Origin of the sequence: Micromonospora sp. NPDC049081 (assembly GCF_040648835.1) — a bacterium.
Lineage (GTDB): Bacteria > Actinomycetota > Actinomycetes > Mycobacteriales > Micromonosporaceae > Micromonospora > Micromonospora antibiotica.
Genome location: NZ_JBEZEK010000032.1, coordinates 1 through 24,885, shown reverse-complemented (window position 1 = coordinate 24,885; position 24,885 = coordinate 1). Strand labels below are relative to the sequence as shown.

Genomic DNA, 24,885 nt, shown 5'->3' with positions numbered 1-24,885 from the left:
TACTCACGCGGCGCGTTTCTCCCTATGTGGACGTCGCGGCTGGTCCTTCGATCGGAAGGCGATACATGACCACTCCCTCAACCCCCAGGGCACGCCGGGGCCGACGGGCACTCGGCCTGATGGCCGCCGGGCTGCTCCTGGTCGGCGCGATCCCCGGTACGGCGTCGGCGGCCGAGCCCGACCCCCGCGTCGGCCTCGGCGCGGGCTGGCTCGACGCACAGTCCGCGATCAGCAACCTCGAACAGGTGGCGCACCGCGACAAGCCGGCCGGATTCGTCGACCCGACCAACCCGGGCAACGGCGGATACTACAACTCGGACCTCGCCTTCGGCGGCCGGTACGCCTTCCAGGGCAACTACAACGGCTTCACCATCACCGACGTGGCCGACCCCGCCGAGCCGACCCTGGTCACCAGCGTGGTGTGCCCCGGTGGGCAGGGTGACCTCTCCGTCCAGGGCAACCTGCTCTTCATGTCGGTCGAGGAGACCCGGGGGCGGGTCGACTGCGGCACGAACCCCAACGTCGGCACCCGGTTCCAGGGCGTGCGGATCTTCGACATCAGCGACGTGCGCAACCCGGTGCAGGTCGCGGGGGTGCAGCTCTGCCGTGGCTCGCACACCCACACGGTGGTGACCGACCCCCGCGACGCCGACAACATCTACATCTACGTCTCCGGTACGGCATCCGTGCGCCCGGCGACCACGATGGAGGGGTGCAACAACAACGCCGCCGACGGGGAGAACCCGTCGCGGTGGCGGATCGACGTGATCAAGGTGCCCGTGGCCGCACCCCAGAACGCCGCCGTGGTCAACCAGCCGCGACTGTTCCAGGACCCGGCCACGGGTCGGGTCGACGGCCTCCAGAACGGTCCGGTGACGCCCCGGCACCCGTCCGGGTCGACCTGGTCGCCCACGCCGAACACCAACGCCTGCCACGACATCACCGCCTACCCGGCGATCGGCCTGGCGGCCGGCGCGTGCCAGGGCAACGGCATCCTGATCGACATCTCGGACCCGGCGAACCCGAAACGGATCGACGAGGTGGCCGACCCGAACTTCGCGTACTGGCACTCGGCGACGTTCAACAACGACGGCACCAAGGTGATCTTCACTGACGAGTGGGGCGGGGGCAGCGGCGCACGCTGCCGCGACACCGACCAGCCGCAGTGGGGCGCCAACGCCATCTTCGACATCGTCGACCGGAAGATGACCTTCGCCAGCTACTACAAGCTGCCGGTGCCCCAGTCGCTGCAGGAGAACTGCGTCGCGCACAACGGCTCGCTGATCCCGGTGCCGGGCCGCGACATCATGATGCAGGCCTGGTACCAGGGCGGCATCTCGGTGTTCGACTTCACCGACTCGGCGCACCCACGGGAGATCGCGTACTTCGACCGGGGGCCGGTCAGCCCGACCTCGCTCGTGCTCGGCGGCTTCTGGTCGGCGTACTGGTACAACGGCAACCTCTACGGCAACGAGATCGCCCGCGGTTTCGACGTGTTCAAGCTGACCCCCAGCGCGCACCTGTCGGCCGCCGAGATCGAGGCCGCCGGCCAGGTGAAGCTGGCCGGGTTCAACGCCCAGGGCCAGCCGAAGATCAGCTGGACGCCGAGCTTCGCGCTCGTCCGCGCCTACCACGACCAGGTGGTACGGGCCGGCGCGATCGACCCGGCGCTGAGCACGGAGGTCGACGCGGCCCTCTCCCTGGCCAGCGGGTTCGCCGCCGAGGGCCGAAAGTTCGCCGCCGAGCAGCAACTGCGTGCGCTGGCCGACAAGCTCGACACCGCAGCGCACCGGACGCTCCGGCAGTCCGTGGTGGACCTGGCGGACACCTTCAACCCGAGGGTCGCCGCCACGGTGGGCCCGGCCGAGCCGACCGGCAGCAACGGCTGGTACACCGGTGACGTCACGCTCACCCTCACCGGCCTGATCGCCGGTCTCTGGACCGGTCAGTACTCGATCGACGACGGCGTGACCTGGGTGGACGTACCGGCCAGCGGTGTCGCGACGATCAGCGCCGACGTCAAGGGTCCGGTGCGCTACCGGGCCGTCGACGGGGCCGGCAACACCTCCCGGCAGGGCAGCCAGTGGCTCAAGATCGACCGGACGGCACCCGCCGTGCAGGTTTCCGGGCTCACCGACGGCACGTCGTACGGTGACTCCGGTGCGGTGACGGTGGACTGGACGGTCACCGACACCGGTTCCGGGCCCGGCATCAACCCGGACAGCGCGCTGCTGGACGGCAAGCGGGTCGCCCGGGGGACGACGGTCGCCCTGTCCAGCCTCCCGCTGGGCAGCCACACCCTGACGGTGACCGCGAAGGACAAGGCCGGCAATACCACCAACCGGTCCGTCACGTTCACCACGACGACGTCCTTCGCCGACCTGCGGTCCCTCGTGGACGGTTACCGGTCCGCCGGCACCGTCAGCGCGGGCAACGCCGACAAGCTGACCACCAGCCTCGGCCTGGCCGCCGCGGCGGCCAGCGGCGGGCAGCCGGCGGAGGCGGTCACCCACCTGACCACCTTCGTCGACCAGGCCCGTGCGCTCAACGCCGTCGGCGCGCGCAACCTGCTGGTCCGCGACGCCCAGGCGCTGATCGACCAGCTCGACAGGTAACCCGCCCGGTCCGGCCGGACCGACGGATCGCACGAACCGGGGCCTGCCCAGCGTCGCTGGGCAGGCCCCGACCGTTCCCCGACTCCTGCGGCCCGGTCCGGTGCCGCCCGACGGCGGCTCGGCCGAGTCCGGCCAGCACCCGAACCGGTGCCGTCCGACGGCCACTCAGCCGAGTTTGGTCAGCACCGGAACCGGTGCCGCCCGACGGCGGCTCAGCCGAGTTTGGCCAACATCTGCCGCATCCGTTGGATCTCGATGCCCTGGTCGGCGTTGACCTCGCGGGCGAACTGGTCGCTCGCCGGCTCCAGGCCGCCGCCGCCCGCGTACAGCTGCTCCACCATGGTCAACGCGCCCTGGTGGTGGCGGATCATCGCGGTGAGGAAGAGCCGGTCGAACTCCGTACCGCGAGCCTGCTTGAGCTGGTCGAACTGGGCGGCGGTCAGCATTCCCGGCATGAGCGCGTCGTGCGCCGCCCCGTCGTGCGGGCCGGCGGCCGGCACGTTGCGCTCGGCCAGCCAGGTGCGCATCCGGGCGATCTCGTCGCCCTGCGACACCTCGATCCGCTTGGCCAGCAGCGTCACGTCCGGGCTGGTGGTCCGCCCGGCCAGCAACGCGGTCATCGCCAGCGCCTGCGTGTGGTGCGGGATCATGCCCTGCACGAACCGGCTGTCGGCCGCGGTGAACCCGGGCGGCGAGACCTGCGCCAGGTCGGTGCCGGACAGTTGCCGACCCGGCTGGCCGGGTGCGCCCGGCTGCACCACGCGTGACGTCGGCGGCTGGTAGGCCGGGTCGTCCCGGCCCATCCAGAGGGCCACTCCCACCACCGCGCCGACGACGACCGTGGCGACCACACCGGAAACGACCACGCGACGGGGCAGCGGCACGATTCACCTACCAGTCTGGGCTTGAGCTGCGCAGAGTCCCTGGGAATAGTGCCTCAATCCCGGCACCCCCACCAGCCCACGATTCGGTGGAATCGGAAAGGCACCGTGAACGCGGCCCGCCCACCGCAGACCTGGCAGACGTACGAGATCGAATGTCTTCAGGCCCGCCACGACGCGGCCGGCGTCACGGTGGCGAACCCCCGGGTCACCGTGGTGTGGAACGGCGTCACCGTGCACGACGACGTGGAGATCCTCCGCCCGACCGGCGGCAGCCGGCCGGCGGGTCCGACGGCCGGCGCGAGCCTGGATAGAGTTACGTCAATGACGTCGCTGGAGTGGTCACCCGCCCCCGTCGGCATCGACGCCAGCCGCTGGGTGAGCCGGTCGGGTTGCCGGCCGACGCTCGTCGTGGCCCACACCATCGCGAGCTGCCAACGCTTGCTGGACGTCATCGGGTACGTCGAGGGCGACCCCCGCGTGCAGGTGGTCTTCACCGTGGCGCCCGACGTCTTCAACCATCAGGTGGCACGGTTCCTCGACCAGCTCGGCGCGCTCGTCCTGCCCTGGCACCAGGCCGTCCGGGAGCACTTCGACCTCGGCATCGCCGCCGCCCACGGCGGGCTGCACCAACTGCACGCGCCGCTCCTGCTGCTGGCCCACGGCGCCGGACGGAGCAAGCGGGTCCGACCCGGTTCGTCCGACGCGCCGGTGCTCGCGGACCCACCGGTGTACGGTCTCGACGCCCAACGGCTGACCCATGACGGGCGCGTGCTCCCGACAGCCCTCGCCCTCTCCCACGACCGTGAGTTGGAGGTGCTGCGTCGGCAGTGCCCGGAGGCGGTCGAGGCGGCTGTGGTCGTCGGCGACCCCTGCGTCGACCGGCTCGTCGCCAGCCTTCCCCGCCGCCCGGACTACCGGCGTGCCATGGGGTTGGGCGAGCATCAGCAACTCGTCGTGGTCTCCTCCACCTGGGGCAGGGACGGCGCCTTCGGCCGCTGGCCGGACCTGCTTCCACAGTTGATGAAACAGCTCCCGGCGGACCGGTACCGGGTGGCCGCGCTGCTGCACCCCGCGATCTGGGACGGACACGGGCACCGCCAGATCCGCGCCTGGCTCCGGGGCTGCCTCGACGCCGGGTTGCTGCTGCCCGATCCGACCGAGGACTGGCGTGGCCCGGTGGTTGCCGCCGACCACGTCGTCGGCGACCACGGCTCCGTCACGGCCTACGCCGCCGCCATCGGACGCCGGACCCTGCTGCTCCCCGCCCAGGGACCGGTACCGGCCACCGGTACGGCCCAGCACCTGCTCGCCACCCACGCACCCCGCCTGGACCCCCGACAGCCGCTGATCTCCCAACTCGCCCTGACCGGCGAGGTCGACCCCGGGACGGTGATGGCTGCGTTGACCGCCCGCCCGGGCAACGCCGGCGTGCTGCTGCGGCGCACCATGTACCGCCTGCTCCGGCTCGCCGAGCCCGACCAGCGGCAGCAGACCGACCCCGTCCCCGTGCCCCGCCCCCACCACTGGGCGACGGAACGTGGTCTCGCCGGCTGAGCCGCGTGCATCCTCGTGACCAGGGCTGCCGGGCACCTGGCGACGCTCACCCCGGGGTCGTCGCCCTCACGGTCCGCTGGTCGTACGACCGGGCAGGTGAGATAGAGGTGCGTGCGGTGGACGCCACTCCAGCAGCAGCGCCGTCGCGTCGTCGTCGAGCTGCCCCTCCTGGTAGGCGACCACCGCGCGCACCAGCCGGCGCATCGTCTCCGGCGTGGCCAACTGGTCGTTGAGGGCCCGGTTGACGAAGTCGACGAGCCGCTTCAACCCGAACCGTTCCCCGTCGCCGCCCCGCGCGTCGGTGATGCCGTCGGTGTAGGCGAGGATGCGGTCCCCGGGGTGCAGCTCCTCCTCGTACACCTCGGGGCGCTGGGTCGCCAGGTGGCCCAGGCCCAGCGGGAGCGCGGTCGGGCCCGGCAGTTCCCGGATCGCCTTGCCGTCACGCAGCAGCAGGGCGCCCGGGTGGCCGGCGTTGATCACCCGGAGCCGGCCGGTGCTCGGCTCCAGCTCGATGAGGAGCGCCGTGGCGAACAGGTGCGGATGCTCCGAACGTACCCATTTGTCGATGCTCAGGGCCGTGTCGACCAGGTCGAGGCCGCACCGGCGGGCGTTGCGGTAGGCGCTGACCACCAGGGAGGCCAGGGTGCTCGCCCGGATGCCGTGCCCGCAGGTGTCGAACAGCCCGACGCTGAGCACGTCACCGTTGAGCGCGTAGTCGAAGATGTCGCCGCCGACGTCGTAGCACGGTTCGAGGATGGTGGTGAGCACCATCTCGTCGGTGGCGAAGGTCAGCGGGGGCAGGAGACCCCAGACGATCTCAGCGGCGACCTGCATCGGCAGCCGACGCCGCAGCCGCTCGACGACGTCGCCGTACGGCCGGCGGTTCACCACCAGGTGACCGACGCAGGTCGCCAACTCCCAGGCCGGCCCGTCGATGGCCCGCTCCCCGGCGGCCGGCGAGACGATCTCCAGCACGCCCATCCGTTCGCACCCGACGAGCAGCGGCACCCAGACCCGGTCCGGGCTGTCGGCGGCGCGTTGCACGTCGAGAGCGGTGAACGCCCGGCCGGCGAGGGTCGTCTCGATCGCCAGCTCACCCCGGTCGAGACCGGCACCGAGCAACGGTACGAGGCTGGCCTGCTGGTAGTCCGCCAGGTAGATCACGATCTCGGTGGCGTCCATGGCCGGCGCGACCCGGTTCACCAGCAGGGGCAGATCGTCCGGCCCGCCGCGGGGTGCGGCGAGCTGGAGCCACCGCACCGCGTCACCCGCGTCGGCCAACCTGAACCTCCCCCATCTTGTCCTCCACACCGTAGGAGGCACACGGCAAACCGCCAACACCTGATTCGGGCAGCACGGCGGGCAGGGAGAATGACCGTGGCGGACATCTCTGGTCCGCGCCAACGAAGGAGGCAGGGTCGTGGTCGTCGCGGGACTCGTCCTGGCCGGCATCGCCGGCCTCATCCATGTCTACATCTTCTACCTGGAGTCGGTCGTCTGGACCACCGCCCGCGCCCGCGCGGTCTTCGGCACCAGCCGCGAGGAGGCGGAGGCGACCCGGCAGCTCGCTTTCAACCAGGGTTTCTACAACCTCTTCCTGGCCGTCGCGATCGTCGTCGGCACCGTCGCCTACGCCGTCGGCGCGCACACCGTCGGCGCGACCCTGGTCTTCGTCGGCGCCGGGTCGATGGTCGCCGCCGGGCTGGTGCTGCTGATCTCGGCACCCGACAAGGCCGGTGCCGCGCTCAAGCAGCTCGTCCCCCCGCTCCTCGCCGTCGTCGCCCTGGCGATCGGGCTGGCCATCTGACACAGCGCAGGCGGGGCAGCGGGGCCCGGTGACGGATGCGGGGCGACAGCCGCAGGACCGACACCTCCGGCCCGGTGACCGCAGGGGCGCGGCCCGGGGCCGGTCAGGGGCGGTAGCGGTAGCCCATACCCGGCTCGGTGATCAGGTGCCGGGGCCGCGCCGGGTCGTCCTCCAACTTGCGTCGCAGCTGCGCCAGGTACTGCCGCAGGTAGTTGGTCTCGTCCTGGTACTCCGGCCCCCACACCTCGTGCAGGAGCTGACGTTGGCTGATCAGCTTGCCGGGGTGGCGCAGCAGCCGTTCCAGCACCGCCCACTGGGTGGGGGTGAGCCGTACCTCGGTGCCGTCGTCCCGGGTGACGGTGCGGGCGGCGAGGTCGACGGTGTGCCGACCCACCCGGGCGGTGGCCGTCGCATCGACGGGTGAGGAGGCGAGGCGGCGGGTGACGGCGCGGATACGGGCGAGGAGTTCGTCGACCCCGAACGGCTTGGTGACGTAGTCGTCGGCACCGGCGTCGAGGGCGGCTACCTTGTCCGCGCTGCCGGCCCGCCCGGACAGCACGATGATCGGGATGGTGGTCCAGCCGCGCAGGCCCCGGATGACCTCCACGCCGTCGAGGTCGGGCAGGCCCAGGTCGAGCACCACCAGGTCCGGCGGGTGGGCGGCGGCGGCCTTCAGCGCGGCCGTGCCGGTCCCGGCGACCTCGACGTCGTACCCCCGGGCGCGCAGGTTGATCCGCAACGCGCGGAGGATCTGCGGTTCGTCGTCGACGACCAGGATGCGGGTCACCGGTCCGGCCTCTCGTCGGCGGCGGGCAGCCGCAACACCATGGTCAGTCCCCCACCGGGGGTGGTCTCCGGGGTGATGCTGCCACCCATCGCCTCGGCCAGCCCCCGCGACAGGGCCAGCCCCAACCCCACCCCGGTCTGGTTGTCCCGGTCACCGAGCCGCTGGAACGGCAGGAAGACGTGCTCCCAGCGGTCCTCGGGGATGCCGGGGCCGGTGTCGATGACCCGCAGCTCCACCTGCCCGGCGTGGCTGCTGGCGGTGAGCGTGGGCGGTTGCCCGGCCGGGCTGTGCCGCAGGGCGTTCGCGACGATGTTGACCAGCACCCGTTCCAGCAGGCCCGGGTCGGCGTCAACCGCCGGCAGGTCGGCGGGGATGTCGGTGCGTACGTCGGCGGCGGCCGGCCCCAGCTCGTCCAGGGCCAGCGGTACGGCGTCCTCCAGCCCGATCGCGGTGCGGGTGACGCCCAGCGCGCCGGCCTGCAACCGGCTCATGTCGAGCAGGTTCGCCACCAGCCGGCCGAGCCGGTCCAGGGACTCGTCGGCGGTGGCGAGCAGCTCGGCCCGGTCCTCGGGGTCGAAGTCGACGTCGGGGCTGCGCAGGCTGCTCACCGCGGCCTTCGCCGACGCCAGCGGCGTACGCAGGTCGTGGCTGACGGCGGCGAGCAGCGCGGTGCGTAACCGGTCGGCCTCGGCGAGCGGCCGGGCGGTGGCGGCTTCCTCGGCGAGTCGTTCCTGGCGCAGCGCGACGGCGGCCTGCGCCGCGAACGCCTCGACGATGCGCCGGTCGGCGGCCTCCAGCCGACGGCCGCTGAGCACCACGGTCAGCCGGTCGTCGACCGGCACCGTGGTCTCCCCCGCGCCAGGGCTGCCCGCCGGGTCCACCCCGACGCTGGCCACCCGACGCCAGGCCCCTTCCTCGTGGGCCCGGCCGGGCCGCCCCCGCGCGTCGGGGACGAGTTCCAGGACGCTGACCGCGCGCAGCCCGAAGGTCTCCCGCAGCCGGTCGAGCAGCGCCGGCAGCGGCCGTTCACCGCTCAGCACGCCACCGGCGACGGTGGCCAGGGTCTGCGCGTCGGCGGCGGCCCGGGCCGCTTCCCGGGTACGCCGGGCCGCCACGTCCACCACCCAGCTCACCGCGACCGCCACCCCGACGAAGACGCCCAGCGCGAGGAGATTGTCCGCCTCGGCGATGGTCAGCGTGCGGTACGGCGGGGTGAAGAACCAGTTCAGCAGCAACGATCCGCCGAGCGCGGCGACCAGCGCCGGCCAGAGCCCACCGACCAGCGCCACCCCGACCACCCCGGCCAGGAAGATCAGGATGTCGTTGGTCAGGGTGAGGTCCGGCAACACCGACAGCAGCAGGGTGAGCAGCGGCAGGCCCAGCCCGGCGAGGGCGAACCCGAGCAGCCGACGCCGTCGGGACAGCGCGGCCGGCATCCCGGCCCCGCGCCGGCCCCGCCCGGCCTGCGGGTGGGTGACCAGGTGCACGTCGATCGCCCCGGAGCGGGCCGTGGTGGTGACGCCGACGCCCCGGGCGATCAGCTGGGCGAACCGGCCGCGCCGGCTCGCCCCGAGCACCAGTTGGGTGGCGTTGACCCCCCGGGCGAAGTCGAGCAGGGCTGCCGGCACGTCCCCGCCGAGCACCTGGTGGTAGCTGCCGCCGAGGCTCTCCACCAGGACCCGCTGCCGGGCGAGCTGGGCCGGGTCCGCCCCGGCCAGCCCGTCGTCGCGGGCCACGTGCACGGCGAGCAGGTCGGCCCCTTTGCTGCGGGCGGCGATCCGGGCCGCCCGGCGGATCAGGGTCTCCCCCTCCGGGCCGCCGGTGAGGGCGACGACGACCCGTTCCCGGGCCTCCCAGGTGGCGGAGATGCCCTCCTGGGCCCGGTACCGGTCGAGCTGGTCGTCGACCTTGTCGGCCAGCCAGAGCAGGGCCAGCTCGCGCAGCGCGGTGAGGTTGCCGACCCGGAAGTAGTTGCCCAGCGCCGCGTCGATCCGGTCGGGCCGGTAGATGTTGCCGTGCGCCATCCGCCGGCGCAGCGCCTCCGGGGTCATGTCGACCAGTTCGACCTGTTCGGCGGCGCGGACCACGGCGTCCGGGACGGTCTCCCGCTGGGTGGTGCCGGTGATCCGGGCGACCACGTCGTTGAGTGACTCCAGGTGCTGGACGTTGACCGTCGACAGCACCGAGATGCCCGCGTCGAGCAGTTCCTGGACGTCCTGCCAGCGCTTGCCGTGCCGGGAGCCGGGCACGTTGGTGTGCGCCAACTCGTCGACCACGACCAGCTCCGGGCGGCGGGCCAGCACGGCGTCGAGGTCCAGCTCGGTGAACTCGGCGTCCCGGTAGCGCAGCGTACGCCGGGGCAGCACCGGCAGGTCGCCGATCATCGCGGCGGTGTGCGGCCGGCCGTGCGTCTCCACCAGGCCGACCAGCACGTCGGTGCCCCGCTCGGCCCGCCGCCGGGCCTCCTCCAACATGGCGTACGTCTTGCCGACGCCGGGGGCGGCACCCAGGTAGATGCGCAGTTCACCTCGTGGCACGGGACCATCCTCTCGCTGTGCGTACCGCCCCGGGGTGCGACCGCCGGGCCGGCACCCCGGGCGGGGGTGCCGGCGTCGGGGCTCAGCGGGCGGGCAGGCTCCGGTCGAGGGCCAGGTTGAGGGTCAGCACGTTCACCGCGGGGGCACCCATGAAGCCGAGCGTCCGGCCGGTGGTGTGCTCGGCGACCAGCCGCCGGACCACCGCCGGGTCCGCGCCGCGCTCCCGCGCCACCCGGGCCACCTGGATCCCGGCGTACGCGGGGCTGATGTGCGGGTCGAGGCCGCTGCCGCCGGCGGTGACCGCGTCGGCGGGGACGGCGGGGTGTGCCGGCGCGTCCCCCCGGACCGGGGTGATCAGCCCACCGGCGGCCCGGTAGTCCTCCCCGGGTTGCGCCAGCTCCACCGTCACCCCCTGCCAGGAGGTGACGAACGGGGTGGCCGGGGCGGTCTGGTTGACGCTGACCACCCGGGTGATCCGACCGGTCAGCCCGTCGGTGCGGAACACCGCCAGCACCGCCCCCACCCCGTCGGGCGTGCAGTACGGCCGCCGCCCGTCGACCCCGTCGAAGGCACCGACCGCCCGGCTGCGGGCGCAGACCTGGCTGAGCAGGCTCCGGGTCGAGTCCTGCGGGTCGACGGCGAGGGTGTCCAGCACGCTCTCCGGGCCGAGGTTCGAGGCGCCGGAGGCGGTCGGGTCGTAGCCGTCGCCGGCCCCCGACGGGCGGGACTGGAAGTAGCGCGGGACGGGGTCACCGTCGGCGTCGGTGAAGGACTGCCCGATCAGGGTACTGCCGACGGTCCGGCCGTCCACGGTCAGCAGCGAACCGTCGGTCTTCGCGTCGAGGCCGGGGAGCCGGCCGACGGCGACCAGGGTCAGCGGGTAGGCCACCCCGAGCAGCACGGTGAACACGAGCAGGGCGCGCAACGCGGCGAGGTGGGCGGCGAGCCAGGCGGGTGGGCGCATCACGAGACTCCCGGAACGAACTGGATGAGCAGGTCGATGAGTTTGATGCCGACGAACGGCGCGACGATGCCGCCGAGGCCGTAGACCAGCAGGTTGCGGCCGAGCAGCCGGGACGCGGCGGCCGGCCGGTAACGCACCCCGCGCAGCGCCAACGGTACGAGCGCGATGATCACCAGGGCGTTGAAGATCACCGCCGCGAGGATCGCCGACTCGGGGCTGCCCAGCCGCATCACGTTGAGCCGGTCCAGGCCCGGGTAGATGCCGGCGAACATGGCCGGGATGATCGCGAAGTACTTCGCCACGTCGTTGGCGATGCTGAAGGTGGTCAACGCGCCCCGGGTGATCAGCAACTGCTTGCCGATCTCCACGATCTCGATCAGCTTGGTCGGGTCGGAGTCCAGGTCGACCATGTTGCCGGCCTCCTTCGCCGCCGACGTGCCGGTGTTCATCGCGACCCCGACGTCGGCCTGGGCCAGCGCCGGGGCGTCGTTGGTGCCGTCCCCGGTCATCGCGACCAGCCGACCGCCCTCCTGTTCCCGGCGGATCAGGGCGAGCTTGTCCTCCGGGGTGGCCTCGGCGAGGACGTCGTCCACCCCGGCCTCGTCGGCGATCGCCTGCGCGGTACGCGGGTTGTCGCCGGTGACCATCACGGTCCGGATGCCCATCCGGCGCAGCTCGGCGAACCGCTCCCGCATCCCGGTCTTCACCACGTCCTTGAGGTGGATGACGCCGAGCGCGCGGGCCGGCTCCCCGGCGACGTGTTCGGCCACCACCAACGGGGTGCCGCCGAGCCCGCTGATCTCGTCGACCAGCTGACCGACCTGTTCGCCGGGGTGACCGCCGTGCTCCCGTACCCAGGTCAGCACCGCCGTCGCCGCCCCCTTACGGACCCGGCGGGCCGGCGCGTCCGCCGGCGTCAGGTCGACGCCGCTCATCCGGGTCTGCGCGGTGAACGGCACGAAGTCGGCGTACGGCAGCAGCCCCGGCTCCTCCGCGCGCAGGTCGAACTCCTGCGTCGCCAGCGCGACCACCGAACGGCCCTCCGGGGTCTCGTCGGCGAGGCTGGCCAGCTGCGCGGCGGCGGCCACGTCGGCGGTGGTGACCCCGTCGGCCGGCAGGAACGCGACGGCCTGCCGGTTGCCCAGGGTGATCGTGCCGGTCTTGTCCAACAGCAGGGTGTCGACGTCCCCCGCCGCCTCCACCGCCCGGCCGCTCATGGCCAGCACGTTGCGCTGCACGAGCCGGTCCATGCCGGCGATGCCGATCGCCGACAGCAGCGCCCCGATGGTGGTCGGGATCAGGCAGACCAGCAGGGACACCAGCACCACCCCGGTCACCCCGTCGTCGGTGACCGCCCCCGTGTCGGGCGCGGCGGCCTGCCAACCCTTGGCGAAGATCGCCAGCGGTTGGAGGGTGACCACGGCCAGCAGGAAGATCAGGGTGAGCGCGGCGAGCAGGACGTTCAGCGCGATCTCGTTCGGGGTCTTCTGCCGGTCGGCCCCCTCGACCAGGGCGATCATCCGGTCGATGAAGCTCTCCCCGGGCCGCTGGGTGATCCGCACGACGATCCGGTCCGAGAGCACCCGGGTGCCGCCGGTCACGGCGCTGCGGTCACCGCCGGACTCCCGGATCACCGGCGCGGACTCACCGGTGATCGCGGACTCGTCGACGCTGGCGATGCCCTCGACGACGTCACCGTCGCCGGGGATGGTCCCACCGGCGCTGACCAGGACGACGTCGCCCTGCCGCAGCTCCGGCGCGGGCACCGCCTCGTCGGTGTAGGTGTCGGCGCGGGCACCCGGCGACCAGCCGACCAGGCGGGTGGCGATGGTGTCCCGCTTGGCCTGCCGCAGCGAGGCGGCCTGCGCCTTGCCCCGGCCCTCGGCGACCGCCTCGGCGAGGTTGGCGAAGAGCACGGTGAGCCAGAGCCAGCCGGTGATCGCCCAACCGAACACCGACGGGTCGGTCACCGCCAGGACGGTGGTGAAGGCCGCGCCGATCTCCACGATCAGCAGCACCGGGTTGCGCCACAGGGTGCGCGGGTCGAGCTTGCGCAGCGCGTCGGGCAGGGAGCGGAGCAGCTGCCGGGGGTCCAGCAGGCCGCCACCGGCCCGGCCACCACCCGGTACCCGGCCGGCGGGTGGGTCCACCGCCGCCCGGGCCTCGGCTGGGCCGGCGGTCGGCGGCTGCTCGCCACCGGATGCCACGGACGGGACGGTCATGTCGTTCTTCCCCATGGTGGTCACCGCCCTTCGGCCAGCGGGCCGAGGGCGAGCGCGGGCAGGAAGGTCAACGCCACCAGGATCACCGTGACGCCGACGACCATCCCCACGAAGAGCGGGCGGTGGGTCGGCAAGGTGCCCTCGGAGGCGGGGGTGGGCGCCTGGCGGGCGAGCGAGCCGGCCAGCGCGAGCACCAGGATGATCGGCAGGAACCGGCCGAGCAGCATGCACAACCCGAGGGCGGTGTTCCACCACGGGGTGTTCACGGTGATCCCGGCGAACGCCGAACCGTTGTTGTTGCTCGCCGAGGTGAACGCGTAGAGCACCTCGGACAGTCCGTGCGGGCCGACGTTCAACGCGGTCGAGGCGTTGCCGGTGGCGAAGGCGGCAGCCGTGCCGATCAGCACCAGGGCCGGGGTGACCAGGAAGTACAGCGAGGCGAAGGTGATCTCGCGGGAACCGATCTTCTTGCCCACGTACTCCGGGGTCCGGCCGACCATCAGACCGGCGACGAACACCGTGATCACCGCGAGGACCAGCAGCCCGTACAGGCCCGCGCCGACGCCGCCGGGGGCGACCTCGCCGAGCATCATGTTGCCCAACGTCATCATCCCGCCCAACGCGGTGTACGAGTCGTGGGCGGAGTTCACCGCGCCGGTCGAGGTCAGCGTGGTGACCGCGCCGAAGGTCGCCGAGTTCGACACGTCGAAACGGACCTCCTTGCCCTCCAGCGCCGCGCCGACCGCCTGCGGCACGGTGCCGTGCCCGGCCAGCTCGAACACGTTGGTGAGGGTGACGCTGCCGAGCGCCAGGACGGCCATCACCGCGACGATCGCGTAGCCCTGCCGGTGCTGGCCGACCATCCGGCCGAAGACCCGGGGCAGGCTGAACGGGATCAGCAGGATCAGGAACAGCTCGATCCAGTTCGTCCAGGCCGTCGGGTTCTCGAACGGGTGGGCGCTGTTGGCGTTGTAGAAGCCACCCCCGTTGGTGCCCAACTCCTTGATCACCTCCTGGCCGGCCACCGGCCCACCGGGGATGCTCTGCCCGCCGCCGGTCAGGGTGGTCACGTCGGTGCCGGCGGAGAGGTTCTGCACCACCCCGCCGAGCATCAGCACGACCGCGCCGAGCACCGCCACCGGCAGCAGCACCCGCAGCGTGATCCGGACCAGGTCGACCCAGAAGTTGCCCAGTTCGCCGGTACGGCTACGGTCGAACCCCCGGACCAGGGCCACCGCCACCGCGATGCCCACCGCGGCGGACAGGAAGTTCTGCACCGCCAGCCCGGCCATCTGCACCAGGTGACCCATGGTCGACTCACCCGCGTACCACTGCCAGTTCGTGTTGGTCACGAACGACACGGCGGTGTTCCAGGCACCGTGCGGGACGACCGGGTCCAAGCCCAGCGACAGCCACAGGTGGTCCTGCCACCGCTGGAAGGCGTAGAGGAACAGCACCGAGACGGCGGAGAAGGCCAGCACGCTGCGGGCGTAGACGCCCCACGACTGCTCGGCGGCCGGGTTCACCCCGACCAGCCGGAACACCCCGCGCTCGACCCGGGACTGCCGGGTGCCGGCGACCACCCGGTACAGGTGGTCGCCGACCGGGCGGTACGCGACGACCAGCGCCACCACCAGGGACAGGATGAAGATGACGCCCGCTGTGGTCGTGGTCATCAGAAGCGCTCCGGGAACAGCAGCGCGACGACCATGAACACACCCAGGCCGATCGCCAGCACCAGGCCGACGGCGTTGACGGCGTTCACCGCTTCTCCACGCCCCTCACCACGAGGGCGAGCGCCGCGAACAGCACCACCGTCACCAGTACGAACACCACGTCAGACACGCGGACTCCCTCAACCGGACCTGAACGCCGTGACCGCCTTCCGGCCACGCCGGGCAATCACAACGCGCTCTGATCCGATCGGGCAGGGTCCATAACGCGACCTAGACGGGCAGCCGCGGTTTCTTGACGTGTTCTTCACGCCGGCCACCGCAGCCGGTGACGGCGGTCACGGTGCGGTGGGGAGGTCGGTGCGTGGACGGGCGGGACGGCCCGACCGGTCGTACCGGCCGGGTCAGCGGCGGATGGCCCGCCGGATTGACTCGGGCACCCGCCGGGCCACCGCCCGCCGCAGCCGGAAACGCAGGCTGTCCAGGTGCGCCACGGTGACCGGGCGGGCACCGTCGGCCGCGCAGCGGAAGGCCATCGGCAGCGTGGCGTCCTCGGTCCAGCCACAGCAGGTGATCCGGGCCTTCAGGTCCCAGGTGCCGCTGCTGCGGCCGCCGTTGAGCGCGCCGACGTCGAGTCGGGCGGTGCCGCGCCGGACCAGCCGCAGCGTGCCGTCGCCCGCCGGGACCAGCTCGACGGCGCCGGTGACCGGCACGAAGAACTCCTCCCGGGTGTCCCGCCGCCGGGCGATGACGTCGAGCCTGGACTGCTTGATCCCGGGGGTCGCGTCCCGCAGGTCGGCCGGTACGTCGTCCACCGGCACCACCAGCAGCCGCTGCTCGCCGTCGGCGGTGAGGGTGAGCGGCTGGTCGCCGAAGAACAACTCGCCGGTGAGGGTGACGGTCAGGACACCGCCGTCCTGCTCGACCCGCTGCACGGTGGGCTGGGCCCGGACGGCCGCCTCCCACTGGGCCAACCGGCGCAGGTCGGCGGTGCGGCCCTGCTCGATGAGCCGGGTGATGATCCGTTGCAGTGGCGGCAGACCGGCGGCGACGCCCGGGGCGAACCGGTCCCGGATCGTGCGCTGCGCCTCGCCGACCAACTGGTCCACCCAGTCGGCGGGCGCGTCGAGCAACCGCCGGCCGCGAAGTCGGGAGACCATCTCGTTGCGCAGCCACCGCCGGTGCAGCCGGTCCCGCAGCGCACCGGGCTCCGTGTGCGCGTCGACGATGTCGAGCGCCTCACGCAGGTTGACGAAGTAGCCGGCCGGCTCCAGCGCGGTGGCGGTGACGTTGCCGGCGTCGACCCGCCGCTGGTGGTGGTAGCAGACGTAGTCGGCCAGCACGCAGGTGCGCCGGGACAGGAAGTACGCCCGGGTGACGAAGACGTGGTCCTCCAGCCGGCGCTTGCCCTCCGGGAAACGCAGGTCGTGCTCGATGAGGAAGGAGCGCCGGAACAGCTTGTGCGCGGTGAGGCTGTCGATCAGGGGCGCGTTCGCCAGGGTGGCGTCGAACCGGTTGCGCCGGAACAGTTCGCGCGGCACCGAACGGCGGTGCCCGGCCATCTTGCCGACCACCAGGTCCGCGTCGTGCTCGCGGGCGCAGGCGTACAGCCGTTCCAGCGCCTCCGCGCCGAACCAGTCGTCGTCGTCGGCGAAGAAGACGTACTCGCCCCGGGCGTGTTGGACGCCGAGGTTTCGGGGCCGCGACGGCCAGCCGGAGTTGTCGATGTGCAGCACCCGGATGTGCGGGTGGGCGGCAGCCAGTTCGTCGAGCCGGGCGCCGGTCGAGTCGGTCGAGCCGTCGTCGACGAACATGACCTCGAACTCGCCGGCCGGCAGCGACTGGCTCAGCAACGAGGTGACGAGCTTCTCGATGTGCGGTCCGGAGTTGTACGCCGGGACCACGACGGTCACCTTGGGGTCATTCGTACTGGCGGTCATGGCTCTTCCTGAGGCGGTCCGTGAGCCGGCGCGGGGATGCGCCCAACCGTGCGGACGGGCACCCGTTTGGGGGGCGTTCCGTCGCCGACATGGCCCGTTCAGTTTGCGGACTTTACGCGACCGCAGGGGCTGATGCAGGCCCCGAATCGGATGATTTCTCGATCCTCGGCCCGGTGGTGCAGGACGACCCGTTCCCGCCTGGAACGCCACCCTCGACAGTGGCCGGGACCACACTCCACCGGGCACCCACCGAACCCCGGATCACCGCACGGCCGGCCCCGACCTGAGCTGGTCGGCCGGCCCCGACTTGAGCTGGTCGGGCGGCCCTGGCATGAGCTGGTCGGCCGGCTCCCACCTGGGCTGGTCGGGCGGCTCCGAGCTCGGCCGGCGGGGCGCTGATCCGGGTGCCGGAAGGACGAATCCTCGACAGCGGACCCAAGCATGGGAAACCGCTACGCAGGGTAAACCGAGATCATGGCACCGCTTAGCACCTCGCCGCCCCCACCTCAGGCCACCGAGTTGCGCCGGTGGGAACTGGCCAATCCCGCCGGCCTGCGTGCCCTGCGCGCCTCGCTGCACGAGGCACTCACCGGTGAGCGGCTGCTCGACGGTCAGAACCTGGACGAGGTCCCCGAGCTGATCGTCCTGGTCGCCACCGAATTGGCAACCAATGCCCTGAAACACGGAATTCCGCCCACAATTGTCCGGCTACTCGCCATCGACGAGTCGCTCATCCTCGACGTCGCCGACCACGACCTCAGCACCATCCCCGAGCTGTCCGACACCCGGCCGATGGGGGCCGGCGGCCGGGGACTCCAGATCGCCATGGCGGTCTCCCTGGAGGTCGGCTGGTACGCCACCGACCGCACCAAGAACATCTGGGCGTCCTTCCCCCGCCGCTGACCCGACCGGGCAAGGCCCGCCACATGGTCACAGCCGAGTTGGCCCGTCACATGGTCACAGCCGAGAAGGCCCGCCGCACGGCCGCAGCCGAGAGGCCCAACGGCCGGTCGCAGCCGAAACGGCCGCAGCACGGCCGCAGCCGAGTTGGCCGGCCCGGCGGAAGGGGTCAGTCGCCGGCCGGGATCGGGTCGTCGTACTCACCGGCGGGACCGGTGAACAGGGTGCCGCCCGCCATCGGCCAGGCGTTCGGCCGGCAGCCGTGCAGGCCGAGCGTCTGCTGCTGCATCACCGGTGCCGGCCCGCCTGCCGCCGGGCACCGCTCGTGACCCCGGCCCAGCCGGTGTCCCACCTCGTGGTTGAGCACGTACGACCGGTAAGTAGCGAGATCACCCTTGAAATCCGGTACGCCCCGCGCCCATCGCGCCACGTTGATCACCACCCGGTCACCGTTGCGGCAGGAGGTGTAGCGGTCCGAGGTGTCCCCGCACAGCTCACCCCGGGTGACCGGGGTGGTCAGCAGCACGGTGAAGTCCGCCGGACCGTCGGCACCGACCCGTTGCAGCCGCCACCGGCCGTCGGCGGTCCAGCCCCGGCGGTCGGCGAGCACCACCGCCACCTCCCGGCCGAACCGCTCCGGGTCGACGGCGTCGATGCCACCCTCCACCGCCACCCGGTAGCGCAGCAGTTGGCCGTCCCGCCCGGCGACCGCACCCTGGGCGGTCGCCGTCCGCCAGGTGCCGGTCCCCCGTTGCGGGTAGCGCAGCGCCGCCGGGGCGGGCGCGGCGGCGGATCCGAGCGGGACGGGTGCCTCCGCCCGGGTCGGCACGGGTGGCACCGCGGCGGCGGGCGGCCGGACCGGCTCCCGGCGGACGTCGCCGATGAGCGCGCCCAGGTCGACGCCCTGCCGCTGGGCCACCACCGCACCGCCGGCAGCCAGCCCGGCCACCACCAGCACCACCGACAGGACACCGGCCGGGGTCACGCCCCGGCGTCGCCCCCGGTGCCGGCCCCGGTCAGCGGCCTCGCTCACCGTCAGGGTGCTCACCGTCGTCCTCCCCGTCCACCTGTGGTCCACTCCGGGCAGGAGTACGGGCGCGAGGCCCGAACGGATGAGTGCCCGGCAGGAGCAATCCGGGCCCGGGTACCGTTGCCGGGCAGACACTCCCGACGATCCGGACACCACCCGGCCGTCACGCCGAGGAAGGACCACCCGTGCCGGACGCCGACGCCCTCATCGCCGCCGCGGTCGCGGCGGTGCGCGGCACCGACGTACGCGATGCGGAGCGGAAGCTGGACCAGCTCGTGGTCGGCGGTGACGGTGGCCGGCCGACGCCCGGCGGACCCGACGGCCCGGCGGCGGTGGACGCCGCCCTGCTCGGCCGGTTGGTGGCCGCCCTGGGCCGGCTCTGGCCACGGGGCTGGCAGCCGGCCGACGTGGCCCGGATCGTGACCCGACGGCTGGGCGCGCGCCCCGGCCGGCTGGTCACCGAGGCCCTCGCCGCCGACCGGGCGGCCCAGCCCGGCCCGGTGCCGCAGTGGTGGGACGACCAGTTGGCCGGCCTGGACGCCCGGGTCCACGGGGACGACGACGCCGGATGGCTGACCGGTTGGACCACCCGGGAGGGTACGGACCGGATCACCGCCCTGCGCGACGCCATCGAGGTGCTGGCCCTGCTGACCGGCCTGCCGCCGGTCGCGGTGCTGCGCCCCCCGCCCGGCGGCGTCGGCGGACCGGCCACGACCGCGTCGAGCGGTCCGAGCGGATCCCGGGTGCTCGACCGGGTACGGGCGTTGCTCGCCAAGGCGGAGTCCACCACGTTCCCGGCCGAGGCTGAGGCGTTCACCGGCAAGGCGCAGGAGCTGATCGCCCGGCACAGCCTGGAACGGGCACTGGTCGAGGCGGACACCGCCCACCCGGACCGGCCCGGTGGGGTCCGGATCAGCACCGACGCCCCGTACGCGGGTGCGAAAGCGCTGCTGGTGCAGGAGGTGGCGGCGGCGAACCGGTGCGAGTCGGTCTGGTCCGACGATCTCGGTTTCGCCACCGTGCTCGGTTTCTCCGCCGACCTGGAGGCCGTCGAACTGCTGCACACCTCACTGTTGGTGCAGGCCACCGCCGCGATGCTGCGCGGACGCCGGGAACGTCAGGGTGGCGGTCGACGCACCAAGGCGTACGACGAGGCTTTCCTGCACGCCTTCGCCCGGCGTATCGGCGAGCGGCTGCGGGCCGCGACCGACGAGGCGAACCGGCAGGCGGCGCAGGACGCCGGGGCGGACCGGCTGCTGCCGGTGCTCGCCGCCCGCTCCGGTGCGGTACGGGAGCGGATGGACACCCTCTTCCCCGGTGTCACCCGGGCCCGGCTGACCGTGCGGGACGCCGAGGGCTGGCAGTCCGGCACCTCGGCCGCCGACCGTGCCTCGCTGGCCGGTACCGCCCCGCCGGGCCGGCCGCTGCCCGGTCGACGCTGACCCGACGGCCCGGGATCCGCCCACCACGTCCCTGTGCCCGCGCCCGACCGGGCATCCCCGGCCCGGGCAGACCCTCGGCCCAGGTAAGTCTCCCGGGCCGGGCAGGACCGCTGGGCCGGGCAGGACTCCAGGCCGGGCAGGACCGCTGGGTCCGCCGGGCAGGACCGCTGGGTCCGCCGGGCAGGACCGCTGCCGGGCGGGCAGGACCTCTGCCGGGCAGGATCGGGTGGGGTCCGGGTCAGACGTGGCAGTCGCGGGTGAGCCGGGCCGGGATCTCGACGAAGTCGGTGCCCATCCAGCTTGCCGGGCTCTTGGCCGCCGCGCCGGCCTCGATCTTCCGGGCGGTCTCGTCGACCAACTTCCTGATCCGGGCGTCCCGGGCCTTGCGGGCCTGCGCACGGAGGTCGTCGGCGAGCCCGCTCAGTCGCCCCTTGAGCTTGCCGTTGAGCTGCTCCGGGGTGAGTTCCTCCCGGGTGGCGGCAGCCGAGTCGGCGGTGATCTGCCGGCTGCCGTCGATGATCAGCTGGTCGACGGCGCGACAGACCTGCGCGGTGTTCGCGGCGGTGCCGGCGGTCGGGGTGCCGGCGGTCGGGGTGCCGGCGGTCGGGGTGGTGGTCGTCACCGTGTCGGGCGTGGCCTGCCCGGTGGGGGCATCGGCGGCACTGGTCGGCGTGACGGGTGCGGCGTCGGTGTCGTCCCCGCTGTCCGAGCAGCCGCTGGCGAGGACGGCGAGGACGGCGAACGTGAGCGCGGTGGCGGAGCTGCGGTGCATCGACTTCCCCGTTTCGATGTGTCGGGCGGTACCACGGACACGATGCCGCACGGCCCGCTCGGCCGACGTCTCACCCCCGACGCGCCGCACCCCCCGACGCGCCTCACGCCGGACCGACGAGGTCGGTCCGGCGTGACGGGTGGCGCGGTTCAGCTCTTGAAAGCGTCCTTGACCTTCTCGGCGGCCTGCTTGAGGCTGGACTTGGCCTGGTCGCTGCGACCCTCGGCCTCCAGACGCTCGTTGTCGGTCGCCCGACCCACGCCTTCCTTGACCTTGCCGGCGGCGTTCTCGCTCGTGTTTTCGATCTTGTCGTCGAACCCCATGAAAGCCTCCCGAATAAGCATTTCTTCCAACGCCCCTCAACTACCCCCACCCCCCGTCCCCAAAACACCCCCACCCCCCGCTCCGGCCCGTTGACCAAGAGGTTTGCGTCACCAGCAAGCCGACTGGTGACGCAAACCTCTTGATCAACGCGGTCGTCCGGGGTGGAGGGTGGTGGTGGAGAAGCGGCGGAGGCGGAGGCTGTTGGCCACCACGAAGACCGACGAGAAGGCCATCGCCGCGCCCGCGATCATCGGGTTCAGCAGGCCGGCGGCGGCCAGCGGGAGGGCGGCCACGTTGTAGGCGAACGCCCAGAACAGGTTGCCCTTGATCACGGCGAGGGTGCGCCGGGAGAGCCGGATCGCGTCCACCGCGGCGGTCAGGTCGCCCCGGACCAGGGTCAGGTCGGACGCCTCGATCGCCACGTCGGTGCCGGTGCCCATGGCCAGCCCCAGGTCGGCCTGGGCCAGGGCCGGCGCGTCGTTGATCCCGTCACCGACCATGGCGACCGTACGACCCTGCGCCTGGAGCCGGCGGATCACGTCGACCTTGTCGGCCGGCAGCACCTCGGCGGTCACCCGGTCGATGCCCACCTCGGCGGCCACCGCCTTGGCGACGGTCGCGTTGTCCCCGGTGAGCAGCACCGGGGTCAGGCCCAGGGCGCGCAGCCCGGCGACCGCATCCCGGCTGGTGGGCCGGACCACGTCGGCGACCGCGAGGACCCCACGGGCCCGCCCGGACCAGCCCGCCACCACTGCCGTACGACCGGCGGCCTCCGCCTCGGCCACCGCCCGGACCACCTCCTCCGGTACGTCCAGACCCCGCTCGCGGAGCAGCCTCGGCCGCCCGACGACCAGCTCGTGGCCGTCGACGGTGCCGGTGACGCCGAGCCCCTCGGCGGCGGCGAACCCGGTGACCGGGGGCAGTTCCCCGACTTCGGCGGCGCCGGCCGCCACGGCGCGGGCGATCGGGTGCTCGGAGCCGGCCTCCAGCGCCCCGGCGAGCCGGAGCAGTTCGGCCCGGTCCTGCCCCTCGGCGGGACGGACGTCGACCAGGGTCATCCGGCCGGTGGTGACGGTGCCGGTCTTGTCCAGCACCACCGTGTCGACCTGCCGGGTGGATTCCAGCACCTTCGGTCCCTTGATCAGGATGCCGAGCTGGGCGCCCCGCCCGGTGCCGACCAGCAGCGCGGTCGGGGTGGCCAGGCCGAGCGCGCACGGGCAGGCGATGATCAGCACGGCCACCGCGGCGGTGAAGGCGGCGGTGGGGCCGGCCCCGGACCCCAGCCACCAGCCCAGCGTGCCGACGGCGAGCACGATGACGACCGGCACGAAGACCCCGGAGATCCGGTCGGCGAGCCGCTGCACGGCGGCCTTGCCGGTCTGTGCCGCCTCCACCAGCCGGGCCATCTGGGCGAGCTGGGTGTCCGCGCCGACCCGGGTGGCGGTGACGACCAGCCGGCCGCCCGCGTTGACGGTGGCACCGGCCACCGTGTCGCCGGGCCCCACCTCGACCGGCACCGACTCGCCGGTGAGCATGCTGGCGTCGACCGCCGAGGTGCCCTCGTCGACCCGCCCGTCGGTGGCGATCTTCTCGCCGGGCCGGACCACGAACCGGTCGCCCACCACGAGCTGGGCGACCGGAACCCGGGTCTCCGTGCCGCCGCGCAGCACGGCGACGTCCCGCGCGCCGAGTTCGAGCAGGGCCCGCAGGGCCGCCCCGGCGGTCCGCTTGGAGCGGGCCTCGAAGTAGCGGCCGGCCAGCAGGAACACGGTCACCCCGGCGGCGGCCTCCAGGTAGATGTTGCCGGCCCCGTCGGTGCGGACGATGTCCAGCCGGAACGGGTGGGTCATCCCGGGCATCCCGGCGTCGCCGAGGAAGAGCGCCCAGAGCGACCAGCCGAACGCGGCCAGGGTGCCGAGCGACACGAGGGTGTCCATGGTCGCCGCGCCGTGCCGCAGGTTGGTCCAGGCGGCCCGGTGGAACGGCAGCCCGCCGTACGCGACCACCGGGGCGGCCAGGGTCAGTGACAGCCACTGCCAGTAGGTGAACTGCCAGGCCGGCACCATCGCCAGCACGATCACCGGCAGGGTGAGCACGGCCGACACCCGCAGCCGGGTCCGCAGGGCGCCCAGCTCGTCTACCGGCCCTGCGGCCGGTTCCGTGCCGGCGGGGGTGGGCGGCGGGGGGACGACGGCGGTGTAGCCGGTCTTCTCGACGGTGGCGATCAGGTCGTCGGGGGTGACCCCGTCGGCGTACCGGACGGTGGCCTTCTCGGTGGCGTAGTTGACGCTCGCCTCGACGCCGTCGAGCCGGTTGAGCTTCTTCTCGATCCGGGCGGCGCAGGACGCGCAGGTCATTCCACCGATGGCCAGTTCGATCAGGTGGGGTGCGGTGGGCAGGTTCGACGTGTTCGGGGTCATCGCGGCACCTCCGGTCAACCGTGGGTGTGACCGGCCCCGCCGGTGCCGGTGACGGGCACGCTCGGCGTCGGGTCGGTGGTGGGCTCCGGGCTAACGGGGCTGGGGACGGGTCGCGGGGTGTGCGTGGGGTCGTGGCGGGTCTCGGCGGGCGGGGTGACGGGGCCGGTCAGCTGGCCGACCCCGTACGCCGCGCCGAACACCACCGCGAGGGCGAGGGCGAATCCGCCCAGCCTTGTCGGTGTGTTCACCGGTCCCCCCGGACCGTCACGCCTCGACGAGGTCGTAGCCGGCCTCGTCGACGGCGGCCCGCACGGACGCGGCGTCCAGCGGGCGGTCGCTGGTGACGGCGACCCGGCCGGAGGCCAGGTCGACCTGGACGTCGGTGACGCCGTCGAGGGCACCCACCTCGGCGCTCACCGCGCTGACGCAGTGCCCGCAGGTCATGCCCTTCACCTGGTAGTTCGTGATCATGCGGCTCTTCCCTCCACTCGTCCAACATACCCCCCAGGGGTACGTCGCCCTGCGACCGTAGCATACCCCCCAGGGGTACGCTATCCTGGTCGCCATGACCACACCGAGCACCCCGGTCCGGGGCTACACCGCCAGCAAGGACCAACTGCTCGCGCGGCTGCGCCGCGTGGAGGGGCAGGTCCGGGGCATCGAGAAGATGGTCGACGACGACCGGTACTGCATCGACGTGCTCACCCAGATCTCCGCCGTGCAGGCCGCCCTGGACAAGGTCGCCCTCGGGCTGCTCGACGGCCACGCCCGGCACTGCATGCACGAGGGGGCCGCCGAGGGCCGCGCCGACGAGATGGCCGCCGAGATGATGGCCGCCGTCGGCCGCCTGATGAAACGCGGCTGACCGGCCCGCCCGTCCGGCGACCTGCGGTCGGCGGGGCACCGGACGGGCGGACCGCCCGGCGTCGCGGGGCCGGAGACCGACGCGCAGACCGCCGACTTCGAACGCAGCATGGCCGCCGGGCTCGGCCCGGTGATCGAGACGCTGCGCCG

General features: G+C 73.1%; 21 protein-coding genes. 6 read left to right on the top strand and 15 right to left on the bottom strand.

Annotated features, from left to right (window positions below):
• Positions 1-65: 65 nt before the first annotated feature.
• Complete coding sequence (locus AB0B63_RS29200) at positions 66-2,615, top strand: hypothetical protein (protein ID WP_357024544.1); 2,550 nt, start codon at positions 66-68, stop codon at positions 2,613-2,615.
• Positions 2,616-2,827: 212 nt separating this feature from the next.
• Here AB0B63_RS29200 and AB0B63_RS29195 read toward each other — a convergent pair whose 3' ends face one another.
• Positions 2,828-3,499 carry a DUF305 domain-containing protein gene (locus AB0B63_RS29195; protein ID WP_357024541.1) on the bottom strand — a complete coding sequence of 224 codons (672 nt, stop codon included), beginning with the start codon at positions 3,497-3,499 and terminating at the stop codon, positions 2,828-2,830.
• A gap of 21 nt (positions 3,500-3,520) precedes the next feature.
• Here AB0B63_RS29195 and AB0B63_RS29190 point away from each other — a divergent pair, with 21 nt between their 5' ends.
• Positions 3,521-5,053 carry a family 16 glycoside hydrolase gene (locus AB0B63_RS29190; RefSeq protein WP_357024537.1) on the top strand — a complete coding sequence of 511 codons (1,533 nt, stop codon included), beginning with the start codon at positions 3,521-3,523 and terminating at the stop codon, positions 5,051-5,053.
• Positions 5,054-5,119: 66 nt separating this feature from the next.
• Here AB0B63_RS29190 and AB0B63_RS29185 read toward each other — a convergent pair whose 3' ends face one another.
• On the bottom strand, positions 5,120-6,334 hold the full coding sequence (locus AB0B63_RS29185; protein ID WP_357024534.1) for a PP2C family protein-serine/threonine phosphatase: 1,215 nt from the start codon (positions 6,332-6,334) through the stop codon (positions 5,120-5,122).
• Between the two features lie 139 nt (positions 6,335-6,473).
• Here AB0B63_RS29185 and AB0B63_RS29180 point away from each other — a divergent pair, with 139 nt between their 5' ends.
• Positions 6,474-6,860 carry a DUF1304 domain-containing protein gene (locus tag AB0B63_RS29180; protein WP_357024531.1) on the top strand — a complete coding sequence of 129 codons (387 nt, stop codon included), beginning with the start codon at positions 6,474-6,476 and terminating at the stop codon, positions 6,858-6,860.
• A gap of 103 nt (positions 6,861-6,963) precedes the next feature.
• Here AB0B63_RS29180 and AB0B63_RS29175 read toward each other — a convergent pair whose 3' ends face one another.
• The 7 genes from AB0B63_RS29175 to AB0B63_RS29145 form a co-directional block, all read right to left on the bottom strand.
• Positions 6,964-7,647, bottom strand: a complete 684-nt coding sequence (locus AB0B63_RS29175) for a response regulator (protein WP_357024528.1) — start codon at positions 7,645-7,647, stop codon at positions 6,964-6,966.
• Entirely contained in the window at positions 7,644-10,184 is a 2,541-nt protein-coding gene (locus AB0B63_RS29170; protein WP_357024525.1) for a DUF4118 domain-containing protein, read from the bottom strand. Before AB0B63_RS29170 ends, AB0B63_RS29175 begins: the two co-directional genes overlap by 4 nt.
• A gap of 82 nt (positions 10,185-10,266) precedes the next feature.
• Positions 10,267-11,148 (bottom strand): potassium-transporting ATPase subunit C, encoded by an 882-nt coding sequence (locus AB0B63_RS29165; protein ID WP_357024522.1) that lies wholly within the window; start codon positions 11,146-11,148, stop codon positions 10,267-10,269.
• Positions 11,148-13,385, bottom strand: coding sequence for a potassium-transporting ATPase subunit KdpB (gene kdpB, locus AB0B63_RS29160; protein ID WP_357024519.1), 2,238 nt, complete (start codon positions 13,383-13,385; stop codon positions 11,148-11,150). Before kdpB ends, AB0B63_RS29165 begins: the two co-directional genes overlap by 1 nt.
• Positions 13,386-13,390: 5 nt before the next feature.
• Positions 13,391-15,046, bottom strand: a complete 1,656-nt coding sequence (kdpA, locus tag AB0B63_RS29155; protein ID WP_357024516.1) for a potassium-transporting ATPase subunit KdpA — start codon at positions 15,044-15,046, stop codon at positions 13,391-13,393.
• The gene (gene kdpF, locus AB0B63_RS29150) at positions 15,046-15,135 is read right to left on the bottom strand and encodes a K(+)-transporting ATPase subunit F (protein ID WP_067312053.1); all 90 of its coding nucleotides are present in this window, start codon (positions 15,133-15,135) and stop codon (positions 15,046-15,048) included. The genes kdpA and kdpF overlap by 1 nt, the downstream gene beginning before the upstream one ends.
• 312 nt (positions 15,136-15,447) lie before the next feature.
• Entirely contained in the window at positions 15,448-16,983 is a 1,536-nt protein-coding gene (locus AB0B63_RS29145; protein ID WP_357024513.1) for a glycosyltransferase family A protein, read from the bottom strand.
• A gap of 474 nt (positions 16,984-17,457) precedes the next feature.
• Between AB0B63_RS29145 and AB0B63_RS29140 the strand changes: the two genes are divergently transcribed.
• Positions 17,458-17,886, top strand: coding sequence for an ATP-binding protein (locus tag AB0B63_RS29140; protein ID WP_357024510.1), 429 nt, complete (start codon positions 17,458-17,460; stop codon positions 17,884-17,886).
• Between the two features lie 166 nt (positions 17,887-18,052).
• On the opposite strand, the gene AB0B63_RS29135 is transcribed toward AB0B63_RS29140, so the two are convergent.
• The gene (locus AB0B63_RS29135) at positions 18,053-18,931 is read right to left on the bottom strand and encodes a DUF3152 domain-containing protein (RefSeq protein ID WP_357024507.1); all 879 of its coding nucleotides are present in this window, start codon (positions 18,929-18,931) and stop codon (positions 18,053-18,055) included.
• Between the two features lie 167 nt (positions 18,932-19,098).
• Here AB0B63_RS29135 and AB0B63_RS29130 point away from each other — a divergent pair, with 167 nt between their 5' ends.
• Positions 19,099-20,355, top strand: coding sequence for a DUF2786 domain-containing protein (locus AB0B63_RS29130; protein ID WP_357024504.1), 1,257 nt, complete (start codon positions 19,099-19,101; stop codon positions 20,353-20,355).
• 238 nt (positions 20,356-20,593) lie between these two features.
• On the opposite strand, the gene AB0B63_RS29125 is transcribed toward AB0B63_RS29130, so the two are convergent.
• The 5 genes from AB0B63_RS29125 to AB0B63_RS29105 all read right to left on the bottom strand — a co-directional run bounded on the left by AB0B63_RS29125 (position 20,594) and on the right by AB0B63_RS29105 (position 24,342).
• Complete coding sequence (locus AB0B63_RS29125) at positions 20,594-21,127, bottom strand: hypothetical protein (RefSeq protein ID WP_357024501.1); 534 nt, start codon at positions 21,125-21,127, stop codon at positions 20,594-20,596.
• Positions 21,128-21,276: 149 nt separating this feature from the next.
• Positions 21,277-21,450 carry a CsbD family protein gene (locus AB0B63_RS29120; RefSeq protein ID WP_208565662.1) on the bottom strand — a complete coding sequence of 58 codons (174 nt, stop codon included), beginning with the start codon at positions 21,448-21,450 and terminating at the stop codon, positions 21,277-21,279.
• A gap of 144 nt (positions 21,451-21,594) precedes the next feature.
• Positions 21,595-23,871, bottom strand: a complete 2,277-nt coding sequence (locus tag AB0B63_RS29115) for a heavy metal translocating P-type ATPase (RefSeq protein WP_357024498.1) — start codon at positions 23,869-23,871, stop codon at positions 21,595-21,597.
• A 14-nt stretch (positions 23,872-23,885) separates the two neighbouring features.
• Positions 23,886-24,119 carry a hypothetical protein gene (locus tag AB0B63_RS29110; protein ID WP_357024495.1) on the bottom strand — a complete coding sequence of 78 codons (234 nt, stop codon included), beginning with the start codon at positions 24,117-24,119 and terminating at the stop codon, positions 23,886-23,888.
• A 16-nt stretch (positions 24,120-24,135) separates the two neighbouring features.
• Positions 24,136-24,342, bottom strand: a complete 207-nt coding sequence (locus AB0B63_RS29105; protein WP_208565660.1) for a copper ion binding protein — start codon at positions 24,340-24,342, stop codon at positions 24,136-24,138.
• 94 nt (positions 24,343-24,436) lie between these two features.
• On the opposite strand from AB0B63_RS29105, the gene AB0B63_RS29100 reads away from it, so the two are divergent.
• Positions 24,437-24,736 (top strand): metal-sensitive transcriptional regulator, encoded by a 300-nt coding sequence (locus tag AB0B63_RS29100; protein ID WP_091244878.1) that lies wholly within the window; start codon positions 24,437-24,439, stop codon positions 24,734-24,736.
• The last annotated feature ends 149 nt before the right edge of the window (positions 24,737-24,885 follow it).

Bases quoted from the DNA above. Each gene is read 5' to 3' on its own strand.
- AB0B63_RS29200 (WP_357024544.1), top strand. From the start codon at position 66: ATGACCACTCCCTCAACCCCCAGGGCACGCCGGGGCCGACGGGCACTC.
- AB0B63_RS29165 (WP_357024522.1), bottom strand. From the start codon at position 11,148: ATGCGCCCACCCGCCTGGCTCGCCGCCCACCTCGCCGCGTTGCGCGCC.
- kdpB (WP_357024519.1), bottom strand. From the start codon at position 13,385: ATGGGGAAGAACGACATGACCGTCCCGTCCGTGGCATCCGGTGGCGAG.
- kdpA (WP_357024516.1), bottom strand. From the start codon at position 15,046: ATGACCACGACCACAGCGGGCGTCATCTTCATCCTGTCCCTGGTGGTG.
- AB0B63_RS29145 (WP_357024513.1), bottom strand. From the start codon at position 16,983: ATGACCGCCAGTACGAATGACCCCAAGGTGACCGTCGTGGTCCCGGCG.
- AB0B63_RS29140 (WP_357024510.1), top strand. From the start codon at position 17,458: ATGGCACCGCTTAGCACCTCGCCGCCCCCACCTCAGGCCACCGAGTTG.
- AB0B63_RS29125 (WP_357024501.1), bottom strand. From the start codon at position 21,127: ATGCACCGCAGCTCCGCCACCGCGCTCACGTTCGCCGTCCTCGCCGTC.
- AB0B63_RS29120 (WP_208565662.1), bottom strand. From the start codon at position 21,450: ATGGGGTTCGACGACAAGATCGAAAACACGAGCGAGAACGCCGCCGGC.
- AB0B63_RS29115 (WP_357024498.1), bottom strand. From the start codon at position 23,871: ATGACCCCGAACACGTCGAACCTGCCCACCGCACCCCACCTGATCGAA.
- AB0B63_RS29105 (WP_208565660.1), bottom strand. From the start codon at position 24,342: ATGATCACGAACTACCAGGTGAAGGGCATGACCTGCGGGCACTGCGTC.
- AB0B63_RS29100 (WP_091244878.1), top strand. From the start codon at position 24,437: ATGACCACACCGAGCACCCCGGTCCGGGGCTACACCGCCAGCAAGGAC.